This window comes from Litoreibacter janthinus (assembly GCF_900111945.1).
In the GTDB taxonomy this organism is placed as follows: Bacteria; Pseudomonadota; Alphaproteobacteria; order Rhodobacterales; family Rhodobacteraceae; genus Litoreibacter; species Litoreibacter janthinus.
The window spans coordinates 2,947,670-2,971,442 of sequence record NZ_FOYO01000001.1 but is presented as its reverse complement, the minus strand read 5'-3'; the positions used below and the strand labels follow the sequence as shown (position 1 = coordinate 2,971,442).

At 59.0% G+C, this 23,773-nt stretch carries 27 protein-coding genes; 13 read left to right on the top strand and 14 right to left on the bottom strand.

Annotated elements, in window-relative coordinates; translation table 11 throughout:
- Positions 1 to 5: 5 nt before the first annotated feature.
- The 7 genes from cydX (at position 6) to BM352_RS14820 (ending at position 6,195) form a co-directional block, all read left to right on the top strand.
- The gene (cydX, locus tag BM352_RS14850; RefSeq protein ID WP_090218337.1) at positions 6 to 134 is read left to right on the top strand and encodes a cytochrome bd-I oxidase subunit CydX; all 129 of its coding nucleotides are present in this window, start codon (positions 6 to 8) and stop codon (positions 132 to 134) included.
- Between the two features lie 86 nt (positions 135 to 220).
- Complete coding sequence (locus BM352_RS14845; protein ID WP_090218335.1) at positions 221 to 1,198, top strand: SLAC1 anion channel family protein; 978 nt, start codon at positions 221 to 223, stop codon at positions 1,196 to 1,198.
- A 75-nt stretch (positions 1,199 to 1,273) separates the two neighbouring features.
- Positions 1,274 to 2,590 (top strand): FAD-dependent oxidoreductase, encoded by a 1,317-nt coding sequence (locus tag BM352_RS14840; protein WP_090218332.1) that lies wholly within the window; start codon positions 1,274 to 1,276, stop codon positions 2,588 to 2,590.
- Positions 2,591 to 2,601: 11 nt separating this feature from the next.
- Positions 2,602 to 2,955, top strand: coding sequence for a DUF5368 domain-containing protein (locus BM352_RS14835; protein WP_090218329.1), 354 nt, complete (start codon positions 2,602 to 2,604; stop codon positions 2,953 to 2,955).
- 114 nt (positions 2,956 to 3,069) lie between these two features.
- Entirely contained in the window at positions 3,070 to 4,299 is a 1,230-nt protein-coding gene (locus BM352_RS14830; RefSeq protein ID WP_090218327.1) for an HlyD family efflux transporter periplasmic adaptor subunit, read from the top strand.
- Positions 4,296 to 5,468, top strand: a complete 1,173-nt coding sequence (locus BM352_RS14825; protein ID WP_090218324.1) for an FtsX-like permease family protein — start codon at positions 4,296 to 4,298, stop codon at positions 5,466 to 5,468. Before BM352_RS14830 ends, BM352_RS14825 begins: the two co-directional genes overlap by 4 nt.
- The gene (locus tag BM352_RS14820) at positions 5,416 to 6,195 is read left to right on the top strand and encodes an ATP-binding cassette domain-containing protein (protein ID WP_245781001.1); all 780 of its coding nucleotides are present in this window, start codon (positions 5,416 to 5,418) and stop codon (positions 6,193 to 6,195) included. The genes BM352_RS14825 and BM352_RS14820 overlap by 53 nt, the downstream gene beginning before the upstream one ends.
- A 30-nt stretch (positions 6,196 to 6,225) precedes the next feature.
- Here the strand turns inward: BM352_RS14820 and BM352_RS14815 are convergent, their stop codons facing one another.
- From BM352_RS14815 to BM352_RS14780, 8 genes are all read right to left on the bottom strand, one after another.
- Complete coding sequence (locus BM352_RS14815; RefSeq protein ID WP_090218319.1) at positions 6,226 to 7,287, bottom strand: Hint domain-containing protein; 1,062 nt, start codon at positions 7,285 to 7,287, stop codon at positions 6,226 to 6,228.
- 123 nt (positions 7,288 to 7,410) lie between these two features.
- Positions 7,411 to 8,592, bottom strand: a complete 1,182-nt coding sequence (locus BM352_RS14810) for a M23 family metallopeptidase (RefSeq protein ID WP_090218317.1) — start codon at positions 8,590 to 8,592, stop codon at positions 7,411 to 7,413.
- A gap of 45 nt (positions 8,593 to 8,637) precedes the next feature.
- Positions 8,638 to 9,291, bottom strand: coding sequence for a protein-L-isoaspartate(D-aspartate) O-methyltransferase (locus BM352_RS14805; RefSeq protein ID WP_090218315.1), 654 nt, complete (start codon positions 9,289 to 9,291; stop codon positions 8,638 to 8,640).
- Complete coding sequence (gene surE / locus BM352_RS14800) at positions 9,288 to 10,073, bottom strand: 5'/3'-nucleotidase SurE (RefSeq protein WP_090218313.1); 786 nt, start codon at positions 10,071 to 10,073, stop codon at positions 9,288 to 9,290. Before surE ends, BM352_RS14805 begins: the two co-directional genes overlap by 4 nt.
- Before the next feature lie 69 nt (positions 10,074 to 10,142).
- Positions 10,143 to 10,838 carry a hypothetical protein gene (locus BM352_RS14795; protein ID WP_090218310.1) on the bottom strand — a complete coding sequence of 232 codons (696 nt, stop codon included), beginning with the start codon at positions 10,836 to 10,838 and terminating at the stop codon, positions 10,143 to 10,145.
- Complete coding sequence (locus BM352_RS14790) at positions 10,835 to 11,404, bottom strand: histidine phosphatase family protein (RefSeq protein WP_090218307.1); 570 nt, start codon at positions 11,402 to 11,404, stop codon at positions 10,835 to 10,837. The genes BM352_RS14795 and BM352_RS14790 overlap by 4 nt, the downstream gene beginning before the upstream one ends.
- A gap of 6 nt (positions 11,405 to 11,410) precedes the next feature.
- Positions 11,411 to 12,700: a serine--tRNA ligase gene (gene serS, locus BM352_RS14785; RefSeq protein WP_090218305.1), complete on the bottom strand. Its 1,290-nt coding sequence runs from the start codon at positions 12,698 to 12,700 to the stop codon at positions 11,411 to 11,413.
- Between the two features lie 38 nt (positions 12,701 to 12,738).
- Positions 12,739 to 14,361, bottom strand: a complete 1,623-nt coding sequence (locus BM352_RS14780) for a pentapeptide repeat-containing protein (protein WP_139229844.1) — start codon at positions 14,359 to 14,361, stop codon at positions 12,739 to 12,741.
- A 204-nt stretch (positions 14,362 to 14,565) separates the two neighbouring features.
- Here BM352_RS14780 and yajC point away from each other — a divergent pair, with 204 nt between their 5' ends.
- Genes yajC through BM352_RS14750 form a run of 6 tightly spaced genes read left to right on the top strand, consistent with a single transcriptional unit; the run spans position 14,566 to position 19,081 of the window.
- Complete coding sequence (gene yajC / locus BM352_RS14775) at positions 14,566 to 14,886, top strand: preprotein translocase subunit YajC (RefSeq protein ID WP_090218297.1); 321 nt, start codon at positions 14,566 to 14,568, stop codon at positions 14,884 to 14,886.
- Positions 14,887 to 14,889: 3 nt separating this feature from the next.
- Positions 14,890 to 16,560 carry a protein translocase subunit SecD gene (secD, locus tag BM352_RS14770; RefSeq protein WP_090218295.1) on the top strand — a complete coding sequence of 557 codons (1,671 nt, stop codon included), beginning with the start codon at positions 14,890 to 14,892 and terminating at the stop codon, positions 16,558 to 16,560.
- A gap of 1 nt (position 16,561) precedes the next feature.
- Complete coding sequence (secF, locus tag BM352_RS14765) at positions 16,562 to 17,530, top strand: protein translocase subunit SecF (RefSeq protein ID WP_090218291.1); 969 nt, start codon at positions 16,562 to 16,564, stop codon at positions 17,528 to 17,530.
- Entirely contained in the window at positions 17,523 to 18,275 is a 753-nt protein-coding gene (locus tag BM352_RS14760; RefSeq protein ID WP_090218289.1) for a sulfite exporter TauE/SafE family protein, read from the top strand. The genes secF and BM352_RS14760 overlap by 8 nt, the downstream gene beginning before the upstream one ends.
- Positions 18,276 to 18,279: 4 nt before the next feature.
- The gene (locus tag BM352_RS14755) at positions 18,280 to 18,633 is read left to right on the top strand and encodes an Mth938-like domain-containing protein (RefSeq protein ID WP_090218286.1); all 354 of its coding nucleotides are present in this window, start codon (positions 18,280 to 18,282) and stop codon (positions 18,631 to 18,633) included.
- A 25-nt stretch (positions 18,634 to 18,658) separates the two neighbouring features.
- Entirely contained in the window at positions 18,659 to 19,081 is a 423-nt protein-coding gene (locus BM352_RS14750; protein WP_090218283.1) for a VOC family protein, read from the top strand.
- Positions 19,082 to 19,117: 36 nt separating this feature from the next.
- On the opposite strand, the gene BM352_RS19000 is transcribed toward BM352_RS14750, so the two are convergent.
- The 6 genes from BM352_RS19000 to BM352_RS14725 form a co-directional block, all read right to left on the bottom strand.
- Positions 19,118 to 19,294 (bottom strand): hypothetical protein, encoded by a 177-nt coding sequence (locus BM352_RS19000; protein WP_175500701.1) that lies wholly within the window; start codon positions 19,292 to 19,294, stop codon positions 19,118 to 19,120.
- A gap of 45 nt (positions 19,295 to 19,339) precedes the next feature.
- The gene (locus tag BM352_RS14745) at positions 19,340 to 20,092 is read right to left on the bottom strand and encodes a DUF1194 domain-containing protein (protein WP_090218281.1); all 753 of its coding nucleotides are present in this window, start codon (positions 20,090 to 20,092) and stop codon (positions 19,340 to 19,342) included.
- Positions 20,059 to 20,493 (bottom strand): VOC family protein, encoded by a 435-nt coding sequence (locus BM352_RS14740; protein WP_090218279.1) that lies wholly within the window; start codon positions 20,491 to 20,493, stop codon positions 20,059 to 20,061. The genes BM352_RS14745 and BM352_RS14740 overlap by 34 nt, the downstream gene beginning before the upstream one ends.
- Before the next feature lie 25 nt (positions 20,494 to 20,518).
- Positions 20,519 to 21,406, bottom strand: a complete 888-nt coding sequence (locus BM352_RS14735; RefSeq protein ID WP_090218276.1) for a DUF817 domain-containing protein — start codon at positions 21,404 to 21,406, stop codon at positions 20,519 to 20,521.
- Between the two features lies 1 nt (position 21,407).
- A complete protein-coding gene (locus BM352_RS14730) occupies positions 21,408 to 22,715 on the bottom strand; it encodes a surface lipoprotein assembly modifier (protein WP_139229843.1) in 1,308 nt (435 codons plus the stop codon).
- Positions 22,716 to 22,782: 67 nt separating this feature from the next.
- On the bottom strand, positions 22,783 to 23,727 hold the full coding sequence (locus tag BM352_RS14725; protein ID WP_090218271.1) for a hypothetical protein: 945 nt from the start codon (positions 23,725 to 23,727) through the stop codon (positions 22,783 to 22,785).
- Positions 23,728 to 23,773 lie beyond the last annotated feature (46 nt).

Below are 23,773 nucleotides of genomic sequence, written 5' to 3'. Positions count from 1 at the left end.
CTCCGATGTGGTATTTTGCATGGCTTCTAGGTCTCCCGTTGGCCGCCATATTTGCTGTGATGAATGCGATGTGGCTTGAACTGAAGGAAGACGAGCGTGTCATCGCTTCCGGCGCCCAAGATCCGCGCGCGTAAACGCGGAGGAGAAGCGCGGTAGCGGTAGCATTCCACCGCTGCCGCGCCCTCCCGAAAACCGATCCATACCTAAGAAAGGTCTGCCCATGTCAGTTTCAGCAGCAGAGGCTGTGGCGTCTCCCCGGCTTGCCAACTTCCAGATCAGCTTTTTCGCAATCGCGATGGGCTTGTTCGGCTTTACCCTTGCCTTGCGCGCAGCGGAGTCGTCCTTCGCGACGGGTCATGTGATGTCTCAAGCTGTGCTGGTCGGCTCTGTTGTGGTGCTTGCCGCCATCACCTTGGGTTATATGGCTAAGGCGCTGCGCCACCGCGAAGAAGTTGTGGCAGACTGGAACCATCCTGTGAAGATCGCCTTCTTTCCCGCGATCTCGATCTCACTGCTTTTGCTCGCGACCGCACTCGTCGACGCTGCCCCGGCCTTTGCCAAGCCGCTTTGGCTGTTTGCAACACTGCTGCAGGGTGTGCTGGCGCTGTCTGTCCTCTCAACCTGGATCGGCCACCGTCCGTTTCAATACGGAATGATGACGCCAGCGTGGTTCATTCCCGCCGTTGGCAACGTGATCGTGCCGCTCGCTGGCGCAAAGCTGGGATACATAGAGCTGTCGTGGCTGTTTTTCTCGGGCGGGATGATCTTCTGGGTCGTGCTTCTAACTCTGGTGATGAACCGCCTGATGTTCCACGACCCGCTGCCGGGTAAAATGGTGCCGACATTGATGATCCTCGTGGCGCCCCCCGCGGTCGCGTTCACCGCATGGCTGCGCCTTGAGGGCGAGGTCGGGCCGTTCGGGCACTTCCTGCTCAGCGCGGGTTACATCTTCGCGCTTCTGGTCGCCACGCAGGTTGCAAAGCTACGCGGGCTACCCTTCGCGCTGTCGTGGTGGGCGCTGTCTTTCCCGATCGCTGCGCTGTCGATTGCCAGCTTCGGTTACGCGCACGCAGCAGGTTCCGACGCCCATCGCTGGATCGGCGCAGGGCTTCTGGCGCTGCTGCTGGTCGTCATCTTGGGGCTGATCTGGCGCACAGCCATGGCAGTGCGCGCGGGCGCGATCTGCGTTCCCGATTGAACTACGTCACACAACACTTGTTACGGCATATGCCATTGCCGTGGGGCTCGCCACATTCTGAGGAAAGAAGCAAAAATGACTGATATTCATGCCATCCAGACGTCACGACGTGCCTTTTTCGGGCTTGTTACCGGTGGCTTGGTCGCAGCTGCCGCCGTGCAGCCCGCCAAAGCCGCCAAGCTCCAGACCAAGGCCCGCATTGTGATGATCGGCGCAGGTGCTGCGGGGACGTCGCTGGTCAACCGCTTGATGGACCGGCTAGACGGCGCGGACATCACCATCCTCGACCCCAGTGCGGTGCATCTGTACCAGCCCGGTTTGTCGCTGGTGGCCGCAGGGCTCAAGCTCGCGTCCTACACGCAGTCGAAAACCACCCAATGGCTGCCCAAAGGGATCACGCATATTGCAGAGGCCGCCGCCGCCATCGACCCGATTGCCAAGACCGTTGACACGACCGGCGGCACAACTGTGCCGTACGACTTCCTGATCGTCGCGCCCGGTCTTGTGCTGGACCATGACGCAATCGAGGGGTTCTCGCTTGATATGGTCGGGACCAACGGCATCGGGGCGCTGTATGCGGGGCCGCAATATGCCGCGAAAACCTGGAAAGCGGCGTCGAAATTCGCCGAAGACGGTGGGGTCGGGGTGTTCACCCGCCCGGGCACCGAGATGAAATGTGCAGGCGCACCTCTGAAGCACACCTTCCTGATCGAAGACATCGCGACACGCACAGCGGGCGCGGGCAAGCACGAGATGCATTATGCCTCTCATGACGGATCGCTTTTTGGCGTGCCTATTGTGTCCGAAAAGGTGCGAATGCTGTTTGAGGATCGCGGAATTGCCCCGCATTACAGCCATGTTTTGAAGGCGGTTGATGCAGGAAGCAAGCGCGCCACCTTCGCGACGCCTGATGGCGATGCGGAGATGGAATATGACTACCTCCACGTCATCCCGCCGCAACGGGCGCCGGATGTGATCCGCCAGTCGGGCCTGAGCTGGGCTGATAAATGGACCGATCAGGGCTGGGTCGAAGTCGACATGAAAAGCCTCCGCCATCTTCGCTATCCTGACATTTTCGCGTTGGGTGATGTGGCGGGTGTGCCAAAGGGCAAAACCGCCGCGTCGGTCAAATGGCAGGTGCCTGTGGTCGAAGATCACTTGATTGCCGCTATCGAAGGGCGCGAGGGGGCCGCAATTTATGACGGCTACACCTCTTGTCCGCTGATCACACGAGTGGGGCGGGCGATGCTGGTCGAGTTCGACTACCACAACAATCTAACGCCGTCTTTTCCGGGGGTGATCGCCCCACTGGAAGAGCTGTGGATCAGCTGGTTGATGAAGGAGGTGGCGTTGAAAGCTACCTATAACGCAATGCTGCGCGGCAAAGCCTAAGGGGACAAGACATGGAACAACTCACTTTTGAGACAATGATCGCGGTGTTCGAAGAAATCTTCGGGCGCGGCCTATTTTGGGCTATGGTCGTCGCGGCGGCGGGTGTGACGCTGGCCTATCTCTATGTGCTGATCCGCGACAGAGCGATGTCGATGCGCAAATTTCTGTGGGCGCAGCTGTCGATGCCGTTCGGCGCGGTGCTTGCAGTGGTGTTTGTGCAAGCCATGACGCATTCCAGCCTGCGCGACATTGGCGGGCCGGTTGACGTGATTGTGCTGTTGGGGATCGGGGCCACGGGGGCCGTTGGCGCCGCGATCTTGGTCTACACCGCGCAATCTTTGTTTCGCAAAGCACCCGAGGCGTAGCGAAACCCGGTGACGGTGCAGATTGATCTGCCGCATTGCGATAGATCATGTCGTTCGTCATGGTCAAAGGGTTAAGAGCCTTTCATCGCGACAAAAAACATCTTCGGAGCATGTATGACCGACCAGTCCGACCAAGATCTACCCATCGAGATTGTCCGTCATGGTGACGGCACTGACGGCGCGGTCGCAGCCGCCCCTCGGGCACGGTTTCGCAAGCGATATCTGTTGCTGTTGTTTATCCCCGTCCTGCTGTTCTCGGGAGGCGTAATCGGGTTGTATTTCCAGCCGCCCGGGTTGCAGAAATTCTATGAAATCACAGGTCTGCAACCCGGAGCTGGGTCCGCATCTCCGATCGCGCTGCCGCCGGATATCGAAATCCCGCAAGACATGGTCGAGACCATGCGAGTGACCGATGTGGTTGGCCTTGCTCGGTTGCTGCCACAGGGTGACGTGTCGATTGTTGCCGCGCCTTACGGCGCAGGAGATGCGCGGGTTGCGGAAATTTTGGTGGCCGAAGGCGACCGTCTGGAAAAGGGCACACCGGTTGCGCGCTTGGACAATCACGACGTTCTGCAAAGCGCGGTGCTGCAGGCCGAGGCCAACGTTGCAATCCGTGAAGCGACGCTGATGCAAACCCGCGTGGCGGTGCAAAACAGCCGCGATGAAGCGCAGGCGGCGCTGGATCAAGCGCGCAGCGCCGCTGTCGAGGCCAAGGCAGAGCTGGAGCGCACCCGCGCGTTGTTCCAGCGCGGTGTCACCACGAGTGCCACCTTGGACGCCGTAACAGCTGCAGAACAACAGGCGGCATTGGCTGTGACCAAGGCGGAAGCCACGCTGTCGCGCTACGCCAGCGTTGCGGTGGCGGACCAGCCCGACGTGATCGTGGCGGAGCGGAATCTGGACGCAGTGAAAGCTGATCTGACCCGCGCGCAGCGTGATCTTGCACGGGCTGACGTGCTGGCCCCGATCACTGGCACCGTCCTCAACATCCACGCAACGCCCGGCGAGCGACCTCCGGCAGAAGGTATCATGGAGATGGGGGACACCGCCCATATGATGGCAGAGGTCGAGGTTTATCAGGACAGGATCGTTCAGGTCCAGCCCGGGCAGCCCGTTGAGCTTGTCTCGACGGCGCTTGGCCGGACCTTTCAGGGCATGGTAAAATATATCGGTCTGACGGTAGGGCGGCAGGGGTTGGTCTCGGATGACACGGCCGCCAACACCGACGCACGCGTGATCCGTGTAATGGTGGAGTTGGACGCCGCATCATCTGAGATCGCATCGCGCTTTACCAATCTCGAAGTGATTGCCCGCATCGACACCCACGCGACGCCGCAACAATGACAGGTTTGCTACAAGCCTTGCTGGGGCGGCTACCAATCGGGTGGTTGCAGCTGACCCATAGCCGTCCGCGCTTTGCGGCGGCCCTTGCAGGCGTGGCATTTGCGAATGTGCTGGTGTTTGTGCAGCTTGGCATCATGAATTCGATGGCGACGGCAACGCTAAAACCCTACGACTTTTTCCGCGCCGATATCATGATCTCCGCCGATGATGCGAACTCCATGACAGAAGGGGGGAACGTTGCGCGGCAATGGCTTTTGCAGGCGCTGGCCGATCCTGAGGTCGAGGTAGGAACGGGGTTGTTTATCGGCAATGTCACTTGGCTGAGGACCAACGCGTCGCTGGGGTTGACGACCTACGGGCTGGATCCTGCGCAAAGCAAGTTTTTGGCACCAGAACTGGCCGCGAAAACCGAGGTGCTGCAACTCAACGGAGCCGGGTTGATTGACCGTCTCTCGCGTGGGCTCCCTAGCGCGGTTGCGGCGTCGATCCGCCCGCAGACGCCGACATCCTTCGAAGTTTCAGGGGCAACATTGACGCTATATGATACGTTTTCTGGCGGCGGCGGGTTTGGCGGTGACGGCTACATGATTGTGTCGGACCAAACCTTTTTGAGCCTGTTCGGTGCAAGAAGCTCCTCCGCGCCAGACCACATTTTGCTGAAAGTCACTCTGGGCGCCGATCCGGATGTGGTGGCAGAGCGATTGCGCGACCTAATTTCGGATAAGTCCCTGCGGGTGCGCAGCTTTGACGCCGCCGCGCAAGAAGAGCTTTCTTACCAACAGACACAACGGCCTACGGGCATCATCTTTGGCTTTGGTGTGATCATCGGCATACTGGTGGGGATCGTCATCGTTTATCAGGTTTTGTCCACGGATGTGGCCGACCACATGCGCGAATATGCGACCTTCAAGGCGATGGGCTACGGCCACACGTTCTTTCTTGGCATTGTGCTGGAGGAGGCGCTTATTCTGGGGATCTTCGGTTTCGTGCCGGGAGTCATAGTCGGGACAGCCATCCTGACGGGCATGGCCGCCGCAACAACTTTGCCGTTGCAGATGACAGTCGGAATGGCGGGTGCTGTATTTGTTGGAACGGTGGTGTTCTGCGCCCTGTCGGGTGCCATTGCGACGCGTCGGCTTGCGGCGGCTGACCCCGCTGATTTGTTCTGAGGCGCTGATGGATCATCAATCCCCCGTATCTGCGAACGGTCTGAACCACTGGTTCGGCGAAGGCGAGGCCAAGAAACAGGTGCTCTTTGACGTCAACCTCGAGGTGGCGCGCGGGAGCCTGACTGTTCTTGTTGGCCCGTCCGGGTCCGGCAAGACAACCGTGCTGACGCTTTTGGGTTGTCTGCGCGATGTGCAGGATGGCTCTGTCAGCTTGCTTGGGCATGAGCTGCATGGTGCAAACAGCGCGCTTCTGACGTCACTCAGGCGGCGGTTGGGTTTCATATTTCAGGCGCACAACTTGCACAACAGCCTAACGGCGCGACAAAACGTGGTTATGGGGCTGGATGTGCATGGGAATGTCGATCCTGCACAGGCGAGCGCTGCGGCGAGCCATGTTTTGACGCTTCTTGGGCTGGGTGATCGTTTGGACTACTTGCCTGCGAACCTTTCAGGGGGGCAGAAGCAACGTGTTGCCGTGGCGCGCGCTTTGGTGGGCAACCCCGACATTGTCTTCGCCGACGAGCCTACCGCAGCGCTTGACCGCGAAAGTGGTGCGACTGTTGTCGACATGCTCAAACGGTTGGGCCGCGAGCGGGGCACGACAACGGTAATGGTCACCCACGACAACCGCATTCTGGATCAGGCGGACCGGATTGTGACGCTGGAGGACGGGCAGATCGTGGACGACACCGGTGCGATCTCTAAGGCGGGCAGGCCACGGGACTAGGGGCGACTTCGGGCTTCGGCGCTGCCGATCCTAGTTTAACAGGCACGCAGCTTCGAAACCTTTAAGACTCATTCGGGCGGAGTTTATAGCCGGTGCTCCGAAACACTGCAGATCAGGGAAAAGTCGCAACAGCTCGTCGCGCGGGCCTTGATCCAAGGCACCAAGGGCCTGCGGGCCGGGGTGGAAACTTTCCGAGGCAGCCCCTTCCGCAAACACCACTTGGTGATCGTCAAACAGGATGTGATGGTAGTTCACCTTGCCGCCTTCGCGGATGTAGATGGTGTCGTCATTCACGATGTCTTTGGCCTTCACAAAGACTTCCGCCTCACCAAACAGCAGCTCTGCCTGCCAGCCTTCGATCAACATGCGGTGCTGCGGGGAGACAACCAGATCGCGGGTGTTGCCGAGCGCGCCTTTGGTAATCACGATAGGGGCCAGATCGCCTGTAGCCTCCACACGGCGTCCACCCGTCCAAGTCAGTTCTTGCAGGCCCGCGTCACGTGTCATCACCATGTCGCCGGGTTGCAAATACTGCACCTCTACCAGGCCGTTTTTGGTCTCGATCAGCGTCCCAGCCGCAAAACAGACGACCTGCGCGCCAAGGCCAGTATGTGGCGTAGAGGCGTCGTTTTCGACAATCCCGCCAATGGTATAGTTCACACCTGCTGGTGGAACACCGTCGGGAAAGACGAGGTAATAGCCATCCTCGGAAGCGCCACCGACAACGTCGTTCAAATCGTCGTCATTGTTGAGGTCCACGTCAATGACGCCGATGCGGTAGACGGTGAAGTCGGGTCCGGGGCCGGTGACCTCAAACGTGTAGTCCCAGATTGTTTGGTAATAGGTGCCTCCGATAAGGGTGACCTGTTCCCAAGTGCCGCCTAGTTGCTCGTTGGTGCTGACCTGCTCATTGGTGCTGTCGCCGTTGTAGAGCGTGGCGCCGTCGTTCTCGCGGACGTGGAAGCTGGTGGTCGTACCGGTCCATGTCCATGTCCCGCCAGTGGGGGGGCCATAGGCATAATCCTGCGCCGAGCCGTTTACCGTGCTCTGCGTGCCAAAGATGGCATTCGAATATCCATAATAAATGGCCATGGAAGGCCCCGATCACTGTTTGCATTCGGGAAACAGTGGCCTTCAAATGCGGATATTTTGCGGAGGAATTTCGACAAAGGCGAGGAATATGTGTGCCACATTCCCCGCCTTGCGCGCTGTCTTTTACTTCAAGAAGGGGGCGGGATCGACGCTTTCGAACCCTTCGCGCACCTCGAAATGCAAGAAGCTGGGTGAGCCTTTTCCGACCTTCGCAATGGTCTTGCCCCGCGAGACTTTGTCGCCTTTTTTCACTGTAATATCAGAGATGTTGGCATAAACTGTCAGCAGGTTTCCAGAGTGGCGCAGCACGAGGATTGGGACCTGATCGGTGTCGCGCGTGATGGCTGCGACTTCACCATCTGCGGCGGCCTTCACGGCTGTGCCGGTGCTTGCCGCAATATCGATGCCTTCGTTAGAGCGCTTTTTGTACGGGCGCAGAACGCTGCCGGACACAGGGGTCAGAAGCTTGGCGGTTTTGCTTGCTGCGGCTTGAGGTGCCGCAGGCGTCGCGGCAGGTGCGGCAGCGGGCGTCACCTTCGGGGCGATCTTTTCAGCCGGAAGCGGTTTGGTCGCTGACGGGGGCTGCGGGGTCGGCGATCCCGCGCCAGGGGCGACAACCGCAGTTTCTTGCACGGGTGACTTGACCGTCGGCGAGCCGTCTTTTGCCACCGGGATCAACAGGTACTGCCCTTCGCGTACTTCTAGGTCAGGCCCAAGCCCGTTCCATTCGGCCAGCGAGCGGGCAGATACGTTGTAAAGCCGCGCGATAGAGTAGGCGGTTTCCCCGCGACCGACCTGATGGCGGATCGGCTCTGGACCATCGATGCGTTTGGACGCGCTCGCCTGATTGATCTGGGATTGCGGCGCACGGCCAATGGCTGTGGTCGCGATCTGGGTGATATCAAGCGGTCGGGTTTCGGTACCGGTTGTTGGTGTCGTAGTCGAAACTGTGCCACGCAAGGCCAAGACCTCACCCTTGTTGAGCTTGTCGTCGGGGCGCAGCCCGTTATAGCTGGCCAATTCCTGCGCGTTGACGCCGATACGGCTGGCGACGGAGCTTACGGTGTCGCCGCGTTCGGCAACTGCGACTTGGTAATTCGGGTAGGAAATCACGCCCCTTGTATCAGGGCTGGGGCGCGTGCCGGTGGCCTGACGTGCTGCACTGGAGGTGTCCAACCCGCCGGCGGTGCCGCGCAAATCGAGATCCAGATTGGCAATGCTTTGCCCGATCTGCCCGTCGCAGGCCGACAGCCCGAATCCAAGTGCCACAATAGGCAATAACTTGCTGAAACGCCTGTTCCGCATATTCTTCTTCCTCAATCCATGGCCCTTATGTCTGGGCCTTTTGGTTTAGTCCTGCCCCAAACCCTCTAGCAGAGGGACGAAGCGAACCGGCATTAGTTCTTCGTAGTCAAACCCTTGCGGGGTCTTTGTCACCTTGATCAGGCTTTGCACCGCGTCGGACTGCCCCACCGGCACAACCATGATACCGCCCTCGCGCAGTTGCGCCAAGAGGGGCCCGGGAGGATCTTCCGCGGCGGCAGTCACAAGGATGCGATCAAAAGGCGCTTGCTCGGGCAAACCGTAGCTTCCGTCGCCAGTCACGATGGTGACGTTGTGAATATCCAAGTCCTGAAACAGCTTGCGCACAGGGCGTGTCAGGCGCGCATGGCGGTCCACGCTGTAGACGCGCCGGGCAAGGTGGCTGAGAACGGCGGCTTGATAGCCTGAGCCGGTGCCGACCTCCAAAACCTTGTTGCGCGGCTGCACATCCAAAGCCTGTGTCATGAGCCCCACCACAGAGGGTTGAGAGATCGTTTGCCCACACGCGATTGGCAGCGGCATGTCCTCATAGGCACGATCAGCGAAGGTGCCGGTGATGAACGCGCCGCGGTCCACCTTTTCCATAGCCGTCAGGACACGCGGGTCCATGACGCCCTTGGAGCGCAGCCCGTAGAGAAACTGCATTTTGCGTTCCGCGTCAGAGGTCGTCTCGTCACTCATGCCAAGCGGCTCTCCAAATCGTCAAGCAGATCATGGGCCGTCAGATCGCAACGCATCGGTGTGACTGAAATCCAGCCATCGATATTGACGGTGGCATCGGTGTTTTCGCCCGAACAAGTGTTTTGCGGGTTTCCCTTGATCCACAGATACCTGCGCCCGTTCGGGGGCATGTGGCTTTGAACGCCCATTCCACCAGTTGGACGTAGCCCTTGCCGCACGACGCGGGTGCCTTTGACATCAGCGCCCGAAACGGGCGGAAAGTTGACATTGTAGAAGGTTTGGTAGCCATCGCCGCCCCAAATGCCGTTCTTAAGCAGGTTTTTGACAAGTGACGCACCGTGTTGGGCGGATGCTTCAAACTGGTTTTTCAGTTTTGCATTGGCCGGCCCGAAATACTGCGACATGGCGATCGACCTCACCCCCTGCAGCGCGCCTTCCATGGCCGCACCGATGGTTCCAGAATAGACGGTATTCTCGGCGGAGTTGTTGCCCTTGTTCACGCCCGACAGGATCAGGTCGGGCTTGGCTAGTCCCATGACCTCATGCACGCCTGCCAGCACGCAATCGGCTGGGGCACCTTCTGCTGCAAAGCGGCGTTCTCCCAGCTCCACAATCATGGTGGGATGCGCGTAGTTGATGCAGTGGGCGACGCCTGATTTCTCGAAGGCAGGGGCGACGGTCCAGACTTCACCACTTGGCCCCGCAACCTCGGTCGCGATGGCGTGGATGACTTCTAGGCCCGGTGCGTTGATGCCGTCGTCATTGGTTATCAGGATGCGCATGGTTTGGACCGCCCTTTTTGGCCTAGCTTTAGGGAAAAGGGGGCTGTGGGTAAAGCGGGGTCAGCGGGTTCAACGCAACTGACGCAAAGCCAGTCCCGAAATTGCCACAACTCCGGCCAATGCAAACAGGGTGACAGATAGGGTCTCGGTGCCGTTGCGCACGATGATGCCGACAAGGGCCCACGCCAAGGCCAGCCCATAGGTCCAGACGCCAAAGGCTTTTCTCTGGACCAACACGCCCAGCAGCATCGCGACGGCAACCATGAGCAACGCCCACATGGCCGCTCCGCCGCCGACGCCATACCCTGCGCCCAAAAGACCGATAGAGACGCATGACGCGGCTGTCAGCCAGCCCGCATACAGGCCGACTGGCAAGGAAAACTCCCAAGCTGGCTTGATGCCGCGTCCTGCGATCAGTGCCCAGATGGCGGTGACTAACATCGCCCAGATCAGCACGGTTGCCCAAATGACGGACAGGGTTGCAACCTTGATCCAGAAAGCGCCAATCGCGAGAGACAGGATAAGGGGCAGGCGGGCGTCGTCCCACTCTGGGTCGTCGCGGTGTTTCCAAAGACCAAGCCCCGCAGAGACCAAGAGCCATAGGTAGATGACCGACCAGATGGCGAACGCGTAGCCTGACGGTTGAACCGGCGCATTGTCTTGGGCGATCGGAAATTGATCCGGCCTGAAACCTGCGAAACCTTCGGTGATGAACGGCGCGATTATAAACGCCAAACTCGCGATCAATGTGGCCCAAGCTTTCATAATGTCTCCATTGGTTTCCAGCCCGTCTCCGGCGGATGTCCGACGATCCAGTCAAACACCTGCCCACCGCCACCGGGGCCTTGATCGTATCGGCGGTCAATTTCTACTCCGCGCAGCGCGCAATAAAGCAGGGTGCCGACCCCGCCATGTCCTACAAATAGCACGTCACCGGATGTTTCCAGCAATGCGGTCTGTACACTAGCGGTAATCCGTTTCTGCGCTGCTCTGGCTGTCTCCCAACCCCGCACGTTGCGGTCGGGTTCCGCGAAAAAACGGTCAGCGGTGGTTTCGAATTCTGACGGCGGCAGAAAGCCAGTGGCAGAGCGATCGTTCTCGCCCATATCTGCGCGGGGTTGCAGAGGGCAGCAACTTGCGTCGGCGAGCGGGCGGGCTGTTTCTAACGCCTTGACCTCAAGTGAGGAATAGACCGCGCTTAGATCGGGCAAGTCGCGTGCAATGAGCGTGGCCACACGGGCGCGGCCCACATCTGACAGCCCCCATTGATCTATCTCCACCTCAGGCTCGATGTGAACCTGAGGGTGGCTTAAATAATAGGCGCGCCGCATGGGCGCTTAAATAAGCGTGCCGAAGGGATCGAGCGTTGTCTTGCCGCCCAGATATGGGTGCAATGCGACCGGCAGTTCGACCGAGCCATCCGCTTGCTGCCCATTCTCCAGAACGGCAATCAGGCAGCGCCCGACTGCAAGGCCGGAACCGTTCAGCGTGTGGACATACTCCGGCTTGCCGCCATCTGCGGGTTTGAACCGCGCATTCATGCGACGCGCCTGAAACGCCCCCATCACGGAGACCGAGCTGATCTCGCGGTACATCTGCTGGCCGGGAAGCCAGACTTCGATGTCATGCGTACGCTCAGCGCCGAACCCCATGTCGCCCGTGCAAAGAACAACAGTGCGGAATGGCAAAAGAAGCGTCTCGAGGATGCTCTCGGCGGCGGCGGTCATGCGGTCCAGCTCTGCGCGGCTGTCTTCGGGCTTGGTGATCGACACCATCTCGACCTTTTCGAACTGGTGCTGGCGCAACATGCCCGACGTATCGCGCCCTGCGCTGCCTGCCTCGGAGCGGAAGCATTGCGAATGGGCGCACATGCGCATCGGCAGCTTGGCTTCTTCCACTGTTTCGCCGTTGACGATGTTGGTCAGCGTCACCTCGGACGTGGGGATTAGCCATTGGCCGTTGGTGGTCTGGTAGCTGTCTTCGCCAAATTTTGGTAGCTGGCCGGTGCCGTACATCATCGCTTCGTTCACTAGAACGGGGGTCCATGTCTCGGTCAGGCCGTTTTCTACATGGGTGTCGAGCATGAACTGGGCGAGCGCGCGGTGGATACGGGCCACAGCACCTTTGAGCAGCACGAAGCGCGAGCCGGACAGTTTCGCAGCCGTCTCGAAATCCATTCCGGGGATCACGCCGGGCAGATCGAAATGCTCCTTCGGTTTGAACGGGAAGCGGCGCGGCGTGCCCCAGCGGTTGATCTCGACATTGTCGTCCTCGCTGTCGCCGTCCGGCACATCGGCCATCGGGATGTTGGGCAGGCCCATCAGCAAGTCGGTCAGTTTGTCGTCCTCGGCCTTGGCCTCGTCATTCAGGCGGGCCACTTCGGCTTTCTTTTCGCCGACCAGTGCGCGCAGGCGCTCAAACTCGGCGTCGTCGCCTTTGGCCTTGGCGGCACCGACCTCTTTCGACGCGGCATTCTGCGCGGCCTTGGCCTCCTCTGCGGCGCTGATCTTGGCGCGGCGGGCAGCATCTATAGCCAGAACGTCTGCAGAGGACACATCCGATTTCCGCTGCTTCATAGCTGCGTCAAAGACCTCTGGGGTCTCGCGGATCATGCGGATGTCATGCATCTCTGGGTCGTCCTTATTAGTTCTGAATCGCAGGAGCCTTATGACTCGTTCTCGTGAGGGATGTAAGTGTCGGGATGATCAAGCCAAAGACGCCATTGTTCGAAGAAATAGTTGTAGTCCCTTAGCGGGAACGAAAGCCAATGCTTGGGGAATGCTAGTGAGGTTTCGATTCCAGTCTGACTGCTTTTCTCGGAGTCTCTACCTAGTTTCGTATCGAATGCACCATATGTGCTCTGCAGTTGTTTTTCCGTCAGTGAAGCGGAACTAAGATCGCAACTAAAAAATGCACCTCCTGCCAAATTTGCATCGGTGAAACGGGCTGGCTGATACATCCTTATGCGTTTGAAAACACACATGACTAGCGACGTGTGACTAAGATCGGAGCTAGTGATATCTGTCCAGTCTAAATCTGACCCGTCCAGCGTTGCACCCGTAAGATCTGTGCCTCCAAGATTTGCATTTTTGAGATCCACAGCTTTCATGATGACACCTTCCAAGTCAGCAACTTCTAAGTCTGCCGATTCAAAGTTGGCGAAGTTCAGCTCCGAGAATCGAAGATCGGCTGATCGAAAATGTGAGTATTCTAGATTTGCGTGATTCAAGTTCGCTTCCTGAAGGTGAGCGCCATCGAGATATGATCCCGCGAAATTCGCCCCTTCAAAGGCCGGTTCTGTGAGTTTGATACCTTGTAGATTGCAATCTCGAAGGTCGATCTGATATCCCATTCGCGAATATCGCGGGTCACTGCGTTCAGCTTGGATTTGCTTCGCGCTTCGGCGCGCTATTACTTGCATTGCGGACTGAATATCAGCCCTCGGGCGAAGGCCAGCAGCCCACCGACGAGAATGACATGCATGTTGACCAAAGGTGTTATCTTCTGCTTTCCCGCCTGATTTGCGATGAGCACGACCTTTTGTTTCCCAGTATATCGTTAAATACCGGCGTATTCGTTCAGGCGACCAACCGTCCGTATCGACCCAGCGTAAATCGGGATGGTTGGTAGCAACAGGGAAGTCGTCTTGTTGGAACTTGAGCGCAGATGCCGCAGGCGCGTTTTCCCTGACATAGGCGGTCAGAATTTCCATGATCTGCACATGATCGCGCGGGCTGTCCTGCGCGATGCGCTCCAAGGCATAGATCGCTCCCACGCGGACTTCGATATTGGGGCGGGTGGTCTCAACCCCATCATCCGTTTTGACGTTCTTCTCCGTGCCGAGACCCTCCACCGCTTTGTTGATCTGGTCGGTGATGTGGCTTTGCTCACTGGTTTTGGTTTGCCGTTCTGCGATCCAGACTTTGACGAGTTGAAAGATCATCGTCGTAGCGGCCGCTAAAGCTGCCAGCAATACGGCAGTGGCCGTGGCCAGATTTCGCAAGTCTTCTGCGTTTGGCGTGTCGCGCCAAGCCTCCGCGCGCAGGGCGTTCACGATGCCGGCAACGGAATAACCGACTTCCGCCAGATAAAATGTCGTGGCGCCGATGCCAAGCCCAACACCCGTTATCAGCATTGCAACCCAGTAGTAATTGCGCAGCCACGACAGAACGCTTTCTCTACGGCTGGACGACGGCTTCGGTTTGATCCGCTTGAGTGCCGCGAGCACGAGGAACAGCGCCACCCCAATGAGCATCAACCACGCGACCAGGATACCGCCTTGGGTCAATGAGGGGACCGGGATGTGGGCGACGGGATCGTCAAAATTCAGAGGATTCAATCTGGGATCACTTCAATCGGAAAAATATGGCCTTACATAGCAATCTAGAAGCGCAACTTCCGCCCGTAAAGCCGTTGCACCCCCCGCCACCCCAAAGTAGGGTGCGGCGCAACTGACAAAGGCCGCTCTTGGCCCATAGATAAAGGACTGCAGATGTTCGTCACACCTGCCTACGCACAGGCCGCCGGAGGCGCTGGAAGCGCTTTCACTTCATTCATCCCACTTATCCTGATTTTCGCGATCATGTATTTCCTGCTGATCCGTCCGCAACAAAAGAAGCTTAAGGACCATCAGGCGATGGTTGAAGCTGTGCGTCGCGGCGATCAAGTGATCACCCAAGGCGGCATCGTGGGCAAAGTCTCCAAGGTCAAGGAAGACGGCGAAGTGGAAGTGGAAATCGCTGAGGGCGTTAAGGTCCGCGTGATCAAATCCACCATCGCCTCGGTCGTCAGCAAAACCGAACCGGCGAAATAAACCATGCTTCAGATGTCTTCCTGGCAGCGGGTCCTGATCCTGCTGACGGTGCTTGTGGGGTTGACGTTGGCGTTGCCCAACGGCTTTTACCCGACTGTAGAAAAGCACAATGATGCGGTCGCCGCACTGGATGCGGGGGCCGGGGTCACACCAGAGCTGACCGCAGATGCCGCGAGCTGGCCGGGGTTCCTGCCATCCGGGCTGGTCAATCTGGGTCTCGACCTTCGGGGCGGGGCGCATTTGCTGGCCGAGGTCAAAGTGGAAGATGTCTATGACAGCCGTATGGACGGGTTTTGGCCCGAAGTGCGGGATACCTTGCGTGACGCGCGGGACACCGTGGGCACCATCCGCCGCCAGAATGCGGCGCCCGGAACGCTGAGCGTCAAGATTTCCAACCCCGCTGGCATGCAAGAGGCGATCACCCGTGTGCGGGCGCTCGCGTCGCCCGTGGTGAGCCTGACGGGCGCTGGAAGCAACGACATAGAAGTGTCTGGGCAAGGCGACGTTCTGACCGTGACATTGTCCGAAGCAGAGCGTGTCGCCACCGACGACCGTACCATGCAGCAATCGCTGGAGATTATCCGCCGCCGTGTGGACGAGGCGGGTACCCGCGAGCCGACCATTCAGCGCCAGGGCGATCGCCGCATTCTTATACAAGTGCCAGGCATCGGCTCTGCCACGGAGCTGAAGGAGCTGATCGGCACCACCGCCAAGCTGACCTTCCATCCGGTCATCACGCGGACCTCCAACCCCAACGAGCGTGTCTCGGGCCGCCAGATTCTGGTGCCGTCCATCGACCCGCAAGAGCAGGGGACATTCTACATTCTGGAACAGACCCCTGTAGTCACCGGTGAAGATCTGGCGAATGCGCAACCTGCGTTTGACCAGAACGGCCAGCCTTCCGTCACCTTCCGCTTCGACACGACCGGCGGACGCAAATTCGGTATTTTCACCAGTGAGAATGTCGGCGCGCCGTTTGCTATCGTTTTGGATAACGAGGTGATCTCTGCCCCTGTGATCCGCGAGGCGATCCTTGGTGGCTCTGGTCAGATTTCCGGCAGCTTCACCGTTGAGGAATCCACCAACCTTGCCGTTCTGCTGCGGGCCGGCGCGTTGCCAGCGGAGATGACCTTTCTCGAAGAGCGCACCATCGGGCCAGAGCTTGGTCAAGACAGCATCGACGCGGGTAAGATCGCCTGTATCGTGGCCTTTATTGGTGTGCTGGTGTTCATGGTCCTCAGCTACGGCACGTTCGGCCTGTTTGCCAACATCGCCCTTATCATCAATGTCGGCCTGATTTTTGGCCTGTTGTCCTTGATCGGGGCGACACTGACACTTCCGGGCATCGCGGGTATCGTCCTGACCATCGGTATGGCCGTCGACGCCAATGTGCTGGTGTTCGAGCGTATCCGCGAAGAACTGAAAACCTCCAAAGGTCCGGCCCGCGCGATCGAGCTGGGCTACGAGAAGGCTCTGTCGGCCATTCTCGATGCAAACATCACTACGTTCATTGTCGCAGTTATCCTGTTCGTCATGGGCTCCGGCCCCGTGCGCGGGTTCTCTGTGACGCTGGGGCTTGGGATCCTGACTTCGGTCTTCACCGCGATTTACGTGACGCGGTTGATCATCGTGTTCTGGTTCGAACGCCGCCGCCCCAAACAGATCGAGGTCTAAGATGCGCTTGAAACTCGTCCCCTCCGAGACGTCTTGGGATTTCTTTGGCAAGTGGAAGCTGTGGCTGGGAATTTCGGCCGTGCTGATCGTTGTTGGCTTTGCGTCCTTCCTGATCCAAGGCCTGAATTACGGCATCGACTTCCGTGGCGGCACGACGATCCGCACCGAAAGCACCCTAGCGGTCGACGTGGCCGCCTACCGGGCTGCACTGGAGCCTGCAGGGCTTGGCGATATCTCGATCACAGAGGTGTTCGATCCGACATTCGCCGCAGATCAGAACGTGGCCATGATCCGCATCGAGGCCCAAGAGGGCGACGAGTCGGTGACGGCCGAAACGATCTTGGCGCTTGAAACGGCCCTGCGCACTGTCGACCCCGGCATGACGTTCCCGTCAGTTGAATCTGTTGGCCCGAAAGTGTCGGGAGAGCTGATCCAGACGGCTGCCATCGCTGTTATCATGGCAATCACGGCTGTTTTGATCTACATCTGGCTGCGTTTTGAATGGCAGTTCGCCGTCGGTGCGGTTATCGCGCTGGTCCATGATGTGGTGCTGACGCTTGGCATTTTCTCGGAGCTGCAAATCAAGTTCGACCTTGCGATTATCGCGGCGTTGCTGACCATCGTCGGCTATTCGATCAACGATACCGTGGTGGTTTTCGACCGCGTTCGCGAGAACCTGCGCAAGTACAAAACCAAGGACCTGTCCGAGGTATTGAACCTGTCGATCAACGAGACCCTGTCGCGCACAATGATGACCTCGGTCACCACTTTGTTGGCGCTGATTGCGTTGTTTGTGCTGGGCGGCGACGTGATCCGCGGCTTCGTGTTCGCAATGATCTGGGGCATTATTGTCGGCACCTATTCGTCGATCTTCGTGGCCTCCACGATCCTGCTGTTCCTAGGCGTCAAGCGCGACTGGTCTAAGAAAGACCCGAACGCTGGCGGGCAATACGCCAATATTGATGCTTGATCTTCTGGCTCCGGCCCTTGCCCAACCGGGCTTGGGCTGGGTCACCTGCATCACCATCATCGCGGGCATCGTCTACGGGTTTGCTGGCTTCGGCGCGGCGCTAATCTTCATGCCGGTCGCCACGATCTTCTGGGTGCCGGAGCTTGCGGTTGCCTCTTTCTCTGTCTCCGCCCTCGCGTCCTTGGTCACGCTGGTCCCACGCGCATGGCCGCAGATGGACAAGCCGTCGGTGCTCACGATGATCGGGTTTTCCGTGCTTGGCGCGCCCGTCGGCATCTACCTGCTGCGCACCAGTGACGTCACGCATATCCGATGGGCGGTTCTGGCCATCGCGGCTGTGACCCTCGCCGCCCTGATGAGCGGCTGGCGGCAAAAGCTGTCCTCCTTGCGCAGCACGCAGGCCTGCATCGGGATGGCCACCGGCTTTGTCGGCGGGGCGACGGGGCTACTTGGGCCAGTGATGCTGTTGTTCCAGCTCAGTGGCTCCGATCCCGTGGCGCGGGTCCGTGCGAATTCGCTGGTGTTCCTGACCATCAGCAGCTTGCTGTTGCTGCCCAGCATGGCCCTGCAAGGCATCCTGACCGGTCAGGCGGTCATACTGGGGCTGGTCCTGCTGATCCCTTACGGCGTCGGGGCCAAGCTGGGGCAGGCGGTCTTCATTCCGCGTTTTGAGGTGTTTTACCGCAATATTGCATATGCCATAATTGCGGCGGCCATCCTTATGGGCCTGCCAATCTGGGACTGACGACATGCGCCTGACAGAAATTGACTATGATGCCGCTCCTCCAATCGACGGCTATGGGCCGGGCTTTTTTCGCATCGGTGGCGAGGTTGTGCAGGGCGGGGTGCTGTTGCTGCCGACGGAGCGTTTCGAGTGGGGCGGGTTCGACGACTGCGACACAATCCTGAGCCGCGCCAAACTGATTGATGTGTTGTTCATTGGCACAGGGTCCGAGATCAGCCACTTACCCAACGAGTTGCGCGAGGCGCTAGACGAGGCGCAAGTCGGGGTGGAGTTGATGGCAACTCCGACAGCCTGCCGCACATATAATGTTCTGCTGTCAGAAGGCCGCAGGATCGGGGCAGCGCTGATCCCCGTTTGACGGGCAAGGGGTGGAGGATGGGCAAATGTTTTCACATGTGACCCTTGGCACAAATGATCTTAAAAAGAGCCTGTCATTCTACCGTCCGTTTCTGAAGGCGGTCGGTTGGGAGTTGAAGTTTACCGAAGAGCATTGGGCGGGGTGGATGCCACCAATCGGCGATCGGCCATTGTTCATTTTGACGACGCCGGTTGATGAGCGTCCGGCAACTGTCGGGAATGGCGCAATGGTGGCGTTTGACTGCGCAAATCGCGAAGTTGTCGTGCGGGCTTATGACTTGGCGCTGAGTTTAGGGGCCTGCGACGAAGGTGCGCCGGGTCTGCGCCCCGAATACCACCCGGACTATTTTGGCGCTTACTTGCGCGATCTGGACGGAAACAAGCTTTGCCTATGTTGCCATGCGTATGAGCATCCCCAAAGGGCGTCTTCGCCGTTGACTGCCGTCTAAGGCTCTGCGCTTCGTGAGTGACTTACCGCAGTCGGATCACTTCTTGTCGCGGGCGGACTTCTCGTCTTTGGTCAGCTTGTTGTTCCAGACATTGTTGCTCAGGCCCAATTCGGCGGGCAGGGGCTTGGTCTTACCGACACTGACTTTGCCGCCATTGTTCAGGAACTCCTGAATGAGCGCGTCATCGGTTGTTTCTTTTGGGATGTGTTTCATAGCGGCAAGTTTAGGGGCGTGTGCTGCCAGTGGCAACAGGGTGCGCTACTCCAAAGCACCTAAAACCAGTCCCTTCAGTTCGCGCAGCAGCTTGCGCTCCATCGCGCGCTGGTAATCTTCGAACCCCATTGCCACCTCGATAAATGCGTCGTGGCCGTGGATCACGCGGGTGCGGTAATAGGCGGAGAGTTCCATGATCTCCATCTGCCGCTCGTCACGCCCCATTGTCGTGTCGGATCCGATGACCAACCCGTTGATGGTGACGCGCTCGAAGCGCGGATCTTTACGGACAGTCTGAGGGGAAGGGCCGTCGTTGTTTTTGCCGTCGCCGGACAAATCCAGCGTGTAGGTCCAACAGTCCGGACCTTCTCGGAACAGCATGTCAGCGAACCCCATGGCGCGGCCAATTGCCGTTGCGCCCTTACGGGATTGCCGTCGCGTTTTGCGTAAGGTGGTGGCGATCCGCGAAAGATCAGCGGGCGATTGCAGGGCGGTCCAGTTTATCAGAACGCGCTGCCGCGATTGGCCGGACCACTCGTATACAGCGATGAAAACGGGTGTCTCCGGCGAGGCTAGGGCCTTTTGCGAAACCTCCGGTGCAAGCAAGGCCGCTGCCAGCCCGTCGACTTGCAGCCGGTATTCCTGCGCGTCTACCGAGCCTGAAATGTCCAACCCCAGAGCCAGCGCTTGGCGGCAGGCCGCTTCGGCCCCGCCACCTAGCAGGGCCCATGCCAATATCGTGGCATTTAGGACTGGCAAATGGCCTACCAATGGCCGGTGTTTTCCATCGAAGCCCATGGTTCTTGTGCGGGCAGGGACTCTCCCATCTGCAACAGCTCGACCGAGATGTTGTCAGGCGAGCGCACAAACGCCATATGGCCATCGCGCGGCGGACGGTTGATGGTGACGCCCGCATCCATAAGCTGCTGGCACATCTCGTAGATATTCTCGACACGGTAGGCGAGGTGACCGAAATGGCGCCCGTCTGATGGCAGCCCGTCATCGCCGTCCCAGTTATAGGTCAGTTCTACATCTGCGCGGCCGTCGGCTTGGTCCGGTGGGCACAAGAAAACCAACGTGAAACGCCCGCCTTCATGTTCGGTGCGGCGGCGCTCGATCAGGCCAAGCATTTTGTAGAATGCGATTGATTTATCCAGGTCCTTCACGCGGACCATCGTGTGCAAGTATTCGACTTTCATCGGGGACTCCTTAGGTTTGTCCCCTTTAGTCTAGCGCCTCCGGCGCGGATGGCGAGGCCCTAAGCTCTGGCTTTATGGCTGTCTGTGACAGCGCACCGCGTGAGACCAGCGTGACGGTCACGAAAGCCACCCACAGCAGTAAATACCAAGAGCCCATTTTCGCGAAACTCACCATCTGCAGCGCCGATTGTCCGGCGTAGATCCATGTGCCGGTCATGGTGCCGACATTCTCGGCGATCCAGACCACGAAGGCACACAGGAACGCAGCTACAGGCATGGGCATCCAACGCGGGTTGCGGCCGACATAGAACCAGATGCGGGTGCGGGCGAACAGGATCAGGGACGCGGCGAACAATCCCATCCGGATGTCGATGGTGTAGTGATGGGCAAAGAAGTTTACATAGATGGCGGCCCCGAAGATGAAGGTGATCCATAAGGGCGGGTAAGGGGCGAAGCGCATGTGAAAAATGCGGATCACTCGGGCGATGTAGCTGCCGATAGAGGCGTACATGAACCCGGAAAACATCGGCACGCCGCCTAGCACGAACAGTCCCGGTTCCGGGTAAGACCATGATCCCATGCGAATTTTGAAGAGTTCCATTGCCGTGCCGGTGATATGGAACAGCAAGATCACGCGGGCCTCGTCCCAGGTTTCTAGCTTAAAGTAGAGCATGGCGATCTGGGTGGTTACGGCGAAAATGAAAAGCCCGTCATAGCGCTGCAACGCCCAGTCGTCCTGCCAGATCAGTTTGGTGCCGATCAAGGCGATGATGAAAAGCAGCCCGAACAGGGCGGCCCAGCCCTGTTTGAAGAAAAACATGAGCAACTCGCCCAGACCCCCTTGCAGACGCGTACGTACAAAATCGCCTAGGGCGCGCTCTAGGCGGCGGGTCGTGGGGATGCGTTGTGTCATATCAGAAGGTCGAGCGAAGGCCCAGTTTAAGGCCTAGATCATCATTGCTGTATTGCCCGAGCGTAGAGCTTGTGCGTTTGGCGCTGAGTTCGGCTGTTGGTGCAAATCCCATGTAGTCGAGGTTGCTGAAAATCATCGTGGCGGAGGCGCTGACCGTTTGATCTTCGCGGCGGACGAAGGGAAATTGGGCGCGGTCGAACCTTTTATTCTCGTACCCGATAGAGAGTTCAAGCTTGGTGTCCGCGAAAATCGGCTTTCCATGTGAATAGTTGAGGCTGGCGCCCGCGGTTTCTTGGGCGATTGAGCTAGATTCGGATGCTGTATCCCTCACAAAGCCGGTGACCCAGATCGCGCTGCCATTGGTCAGGCCATGGCCCCAAGTGGAGGACAGAGTTACCACGTCAGCCGACCGCTGCGCGTTGTCTTGTCGCCATTGCCGTTCTGCCCCGAGATTGACCTGCAAACTTGAGCGCTCCCCGATCTGATATTGTCGCGCCGCTCCTACGCCCGCGAAGCGCGTGAGGGTCGATCCACCATACCAGTTTTGCCCGGCTTTCACGTAAAGGCTGGTTGATGCTTTCCGATCCGCGTCGGTGCGGTTGGCCGCAAGGCTCACCTGAAGCTGTTGGAACGCGTAATCAGAGCCGGACACTGTCGGGGCAATGGCTTTGGCGCTAGAGGATAACGTGTAATGTTTGGACTCAACGTTCGCGCCCGCGGTCAGAGTCCATGTGCCAACGGCCGGAAGTTTGTAAGACAGCGTCGCGCCAAGGGAATACTCGACGCCGGAGAGCGCCTGCAGGTCACCACTGAGCGCGAAGGGCAGGCCGAACACTTCGATTGTGTCCGACTTGGAGCCGTTGTTAATGTTGGAAGAGGGCGCGACCGACAGATCGAAACTCAGTGCGACAGGGCTTGTGCCCCGAACGTAGCGCAGGTCGCGCACGGCTGTGGCTTTCAATTGATCGTTCGGTGCGACCTGAGCGGCGCGGCGCAGCCAAATCTGCGCGCCGATCTTGTTTCCGGAGGATGAGATCGCCTGCGCGGTCAGCATTGCTGCTGTGTAGCGATCCTCAGGCGCGTCGGCGGCGCGCCACGCGCGTTTTCCGGCTTGTTTCGCCGCAGGCAAATCGCCAAGCAACCGTTCCGCACGTGACAGGACAAGCAGGGCTTTTATGTCGTTCGGGTTGCGCTCGAGCAGCGTGTTGGCGATGGCGCGGGCCGGGGTCGGTTGGCCGCGCGACACCAGATTGAAGGCAAGCGTGCGGCTATCTGCGACAGATACCACCGTTGGCGCGGTCTGGGCCAAGCTCGTTGCCGTCAATCCAAGAGTAACAAGCAGAAGTTGCGCCCCCCGCGCAACGCCCCGCAATGGGTTATTGGGCAACCAGCAAGACGCCGAGTTCGCGAACCGCAACACCAGGGATCGGCGGCAGGCCAACGACTGGGGTGGACGGGGTGGTGCCGTTCAGGATGAGGTAGGCAGCGACCTCTTCCCCGTTGGCGCCGCCAAAGACGCCTTCCCATGTCCCCGATAGCGTGCCGTCCAGTGCAGACGCGGTGCTTTCGTCGATGGTGGCGTCGGTGCGGTCGATGAAGGACTCAGCCAGTGAAACATCGGACAGGGTGCCCACAAGCGCGCCGGTGTCAGCATTGTAGACCTGCCGACCGCTGATAAATCCAACGATATCGCCTTGAATGTCGAAGTCGTCGAAGTCGATGCGGATTTCGGCGTTGCCGGTGACAAGTTCAATGCCGGGATCGGTTGGGTTGGCATCGTTGTCGAGTTCACGAATGCCGCCATAGGTGCCATTATACTGGATAATGCCGTTGATCGGCAGAGAAACCGAAGCGTTCGTGCGGCGCACAACCGCGCCCGCATTGCCGCTGGACCCGGTCCAGTTCGGGGAGGCTGCTACACCGCCCTCGACATTGCCTGTCGCGGATTGATGGAACACGGCGGTATAGTCGAGACGTCCGGCTTGGCCGCGCTCGTCGTTCTCGTAAAGGCCCCAACCATTCGGCAGGGTGCCGACGCGGTTGTAAAAGCCGGTCTCGGTATCGAAGGGAATGTTGTTGATATTCAGCGTGTCGTCCGACGTGTCGGCGGTGCCTTGGTCGTCATAGGTCATCGAATTCGCAACAAGGCCAATGGTTTGGTCGAACGCGAATTTCTGGCCAGCCACTGTGTTCGGATTCGTTGGGTCAACGACGGTGTCTACGGTGCCGCCGGTGACAGGGTTAGAGCCAGAGCCGCCACATGCGACAAGTGCGGAAATGGAAAGAACCCCAAGGGCCTTCACGGCGGTAGTCTGGATCATGGTTTTGTCTCACTGCCCGAGTTAACGCCCTATGGCGCACTTTTGT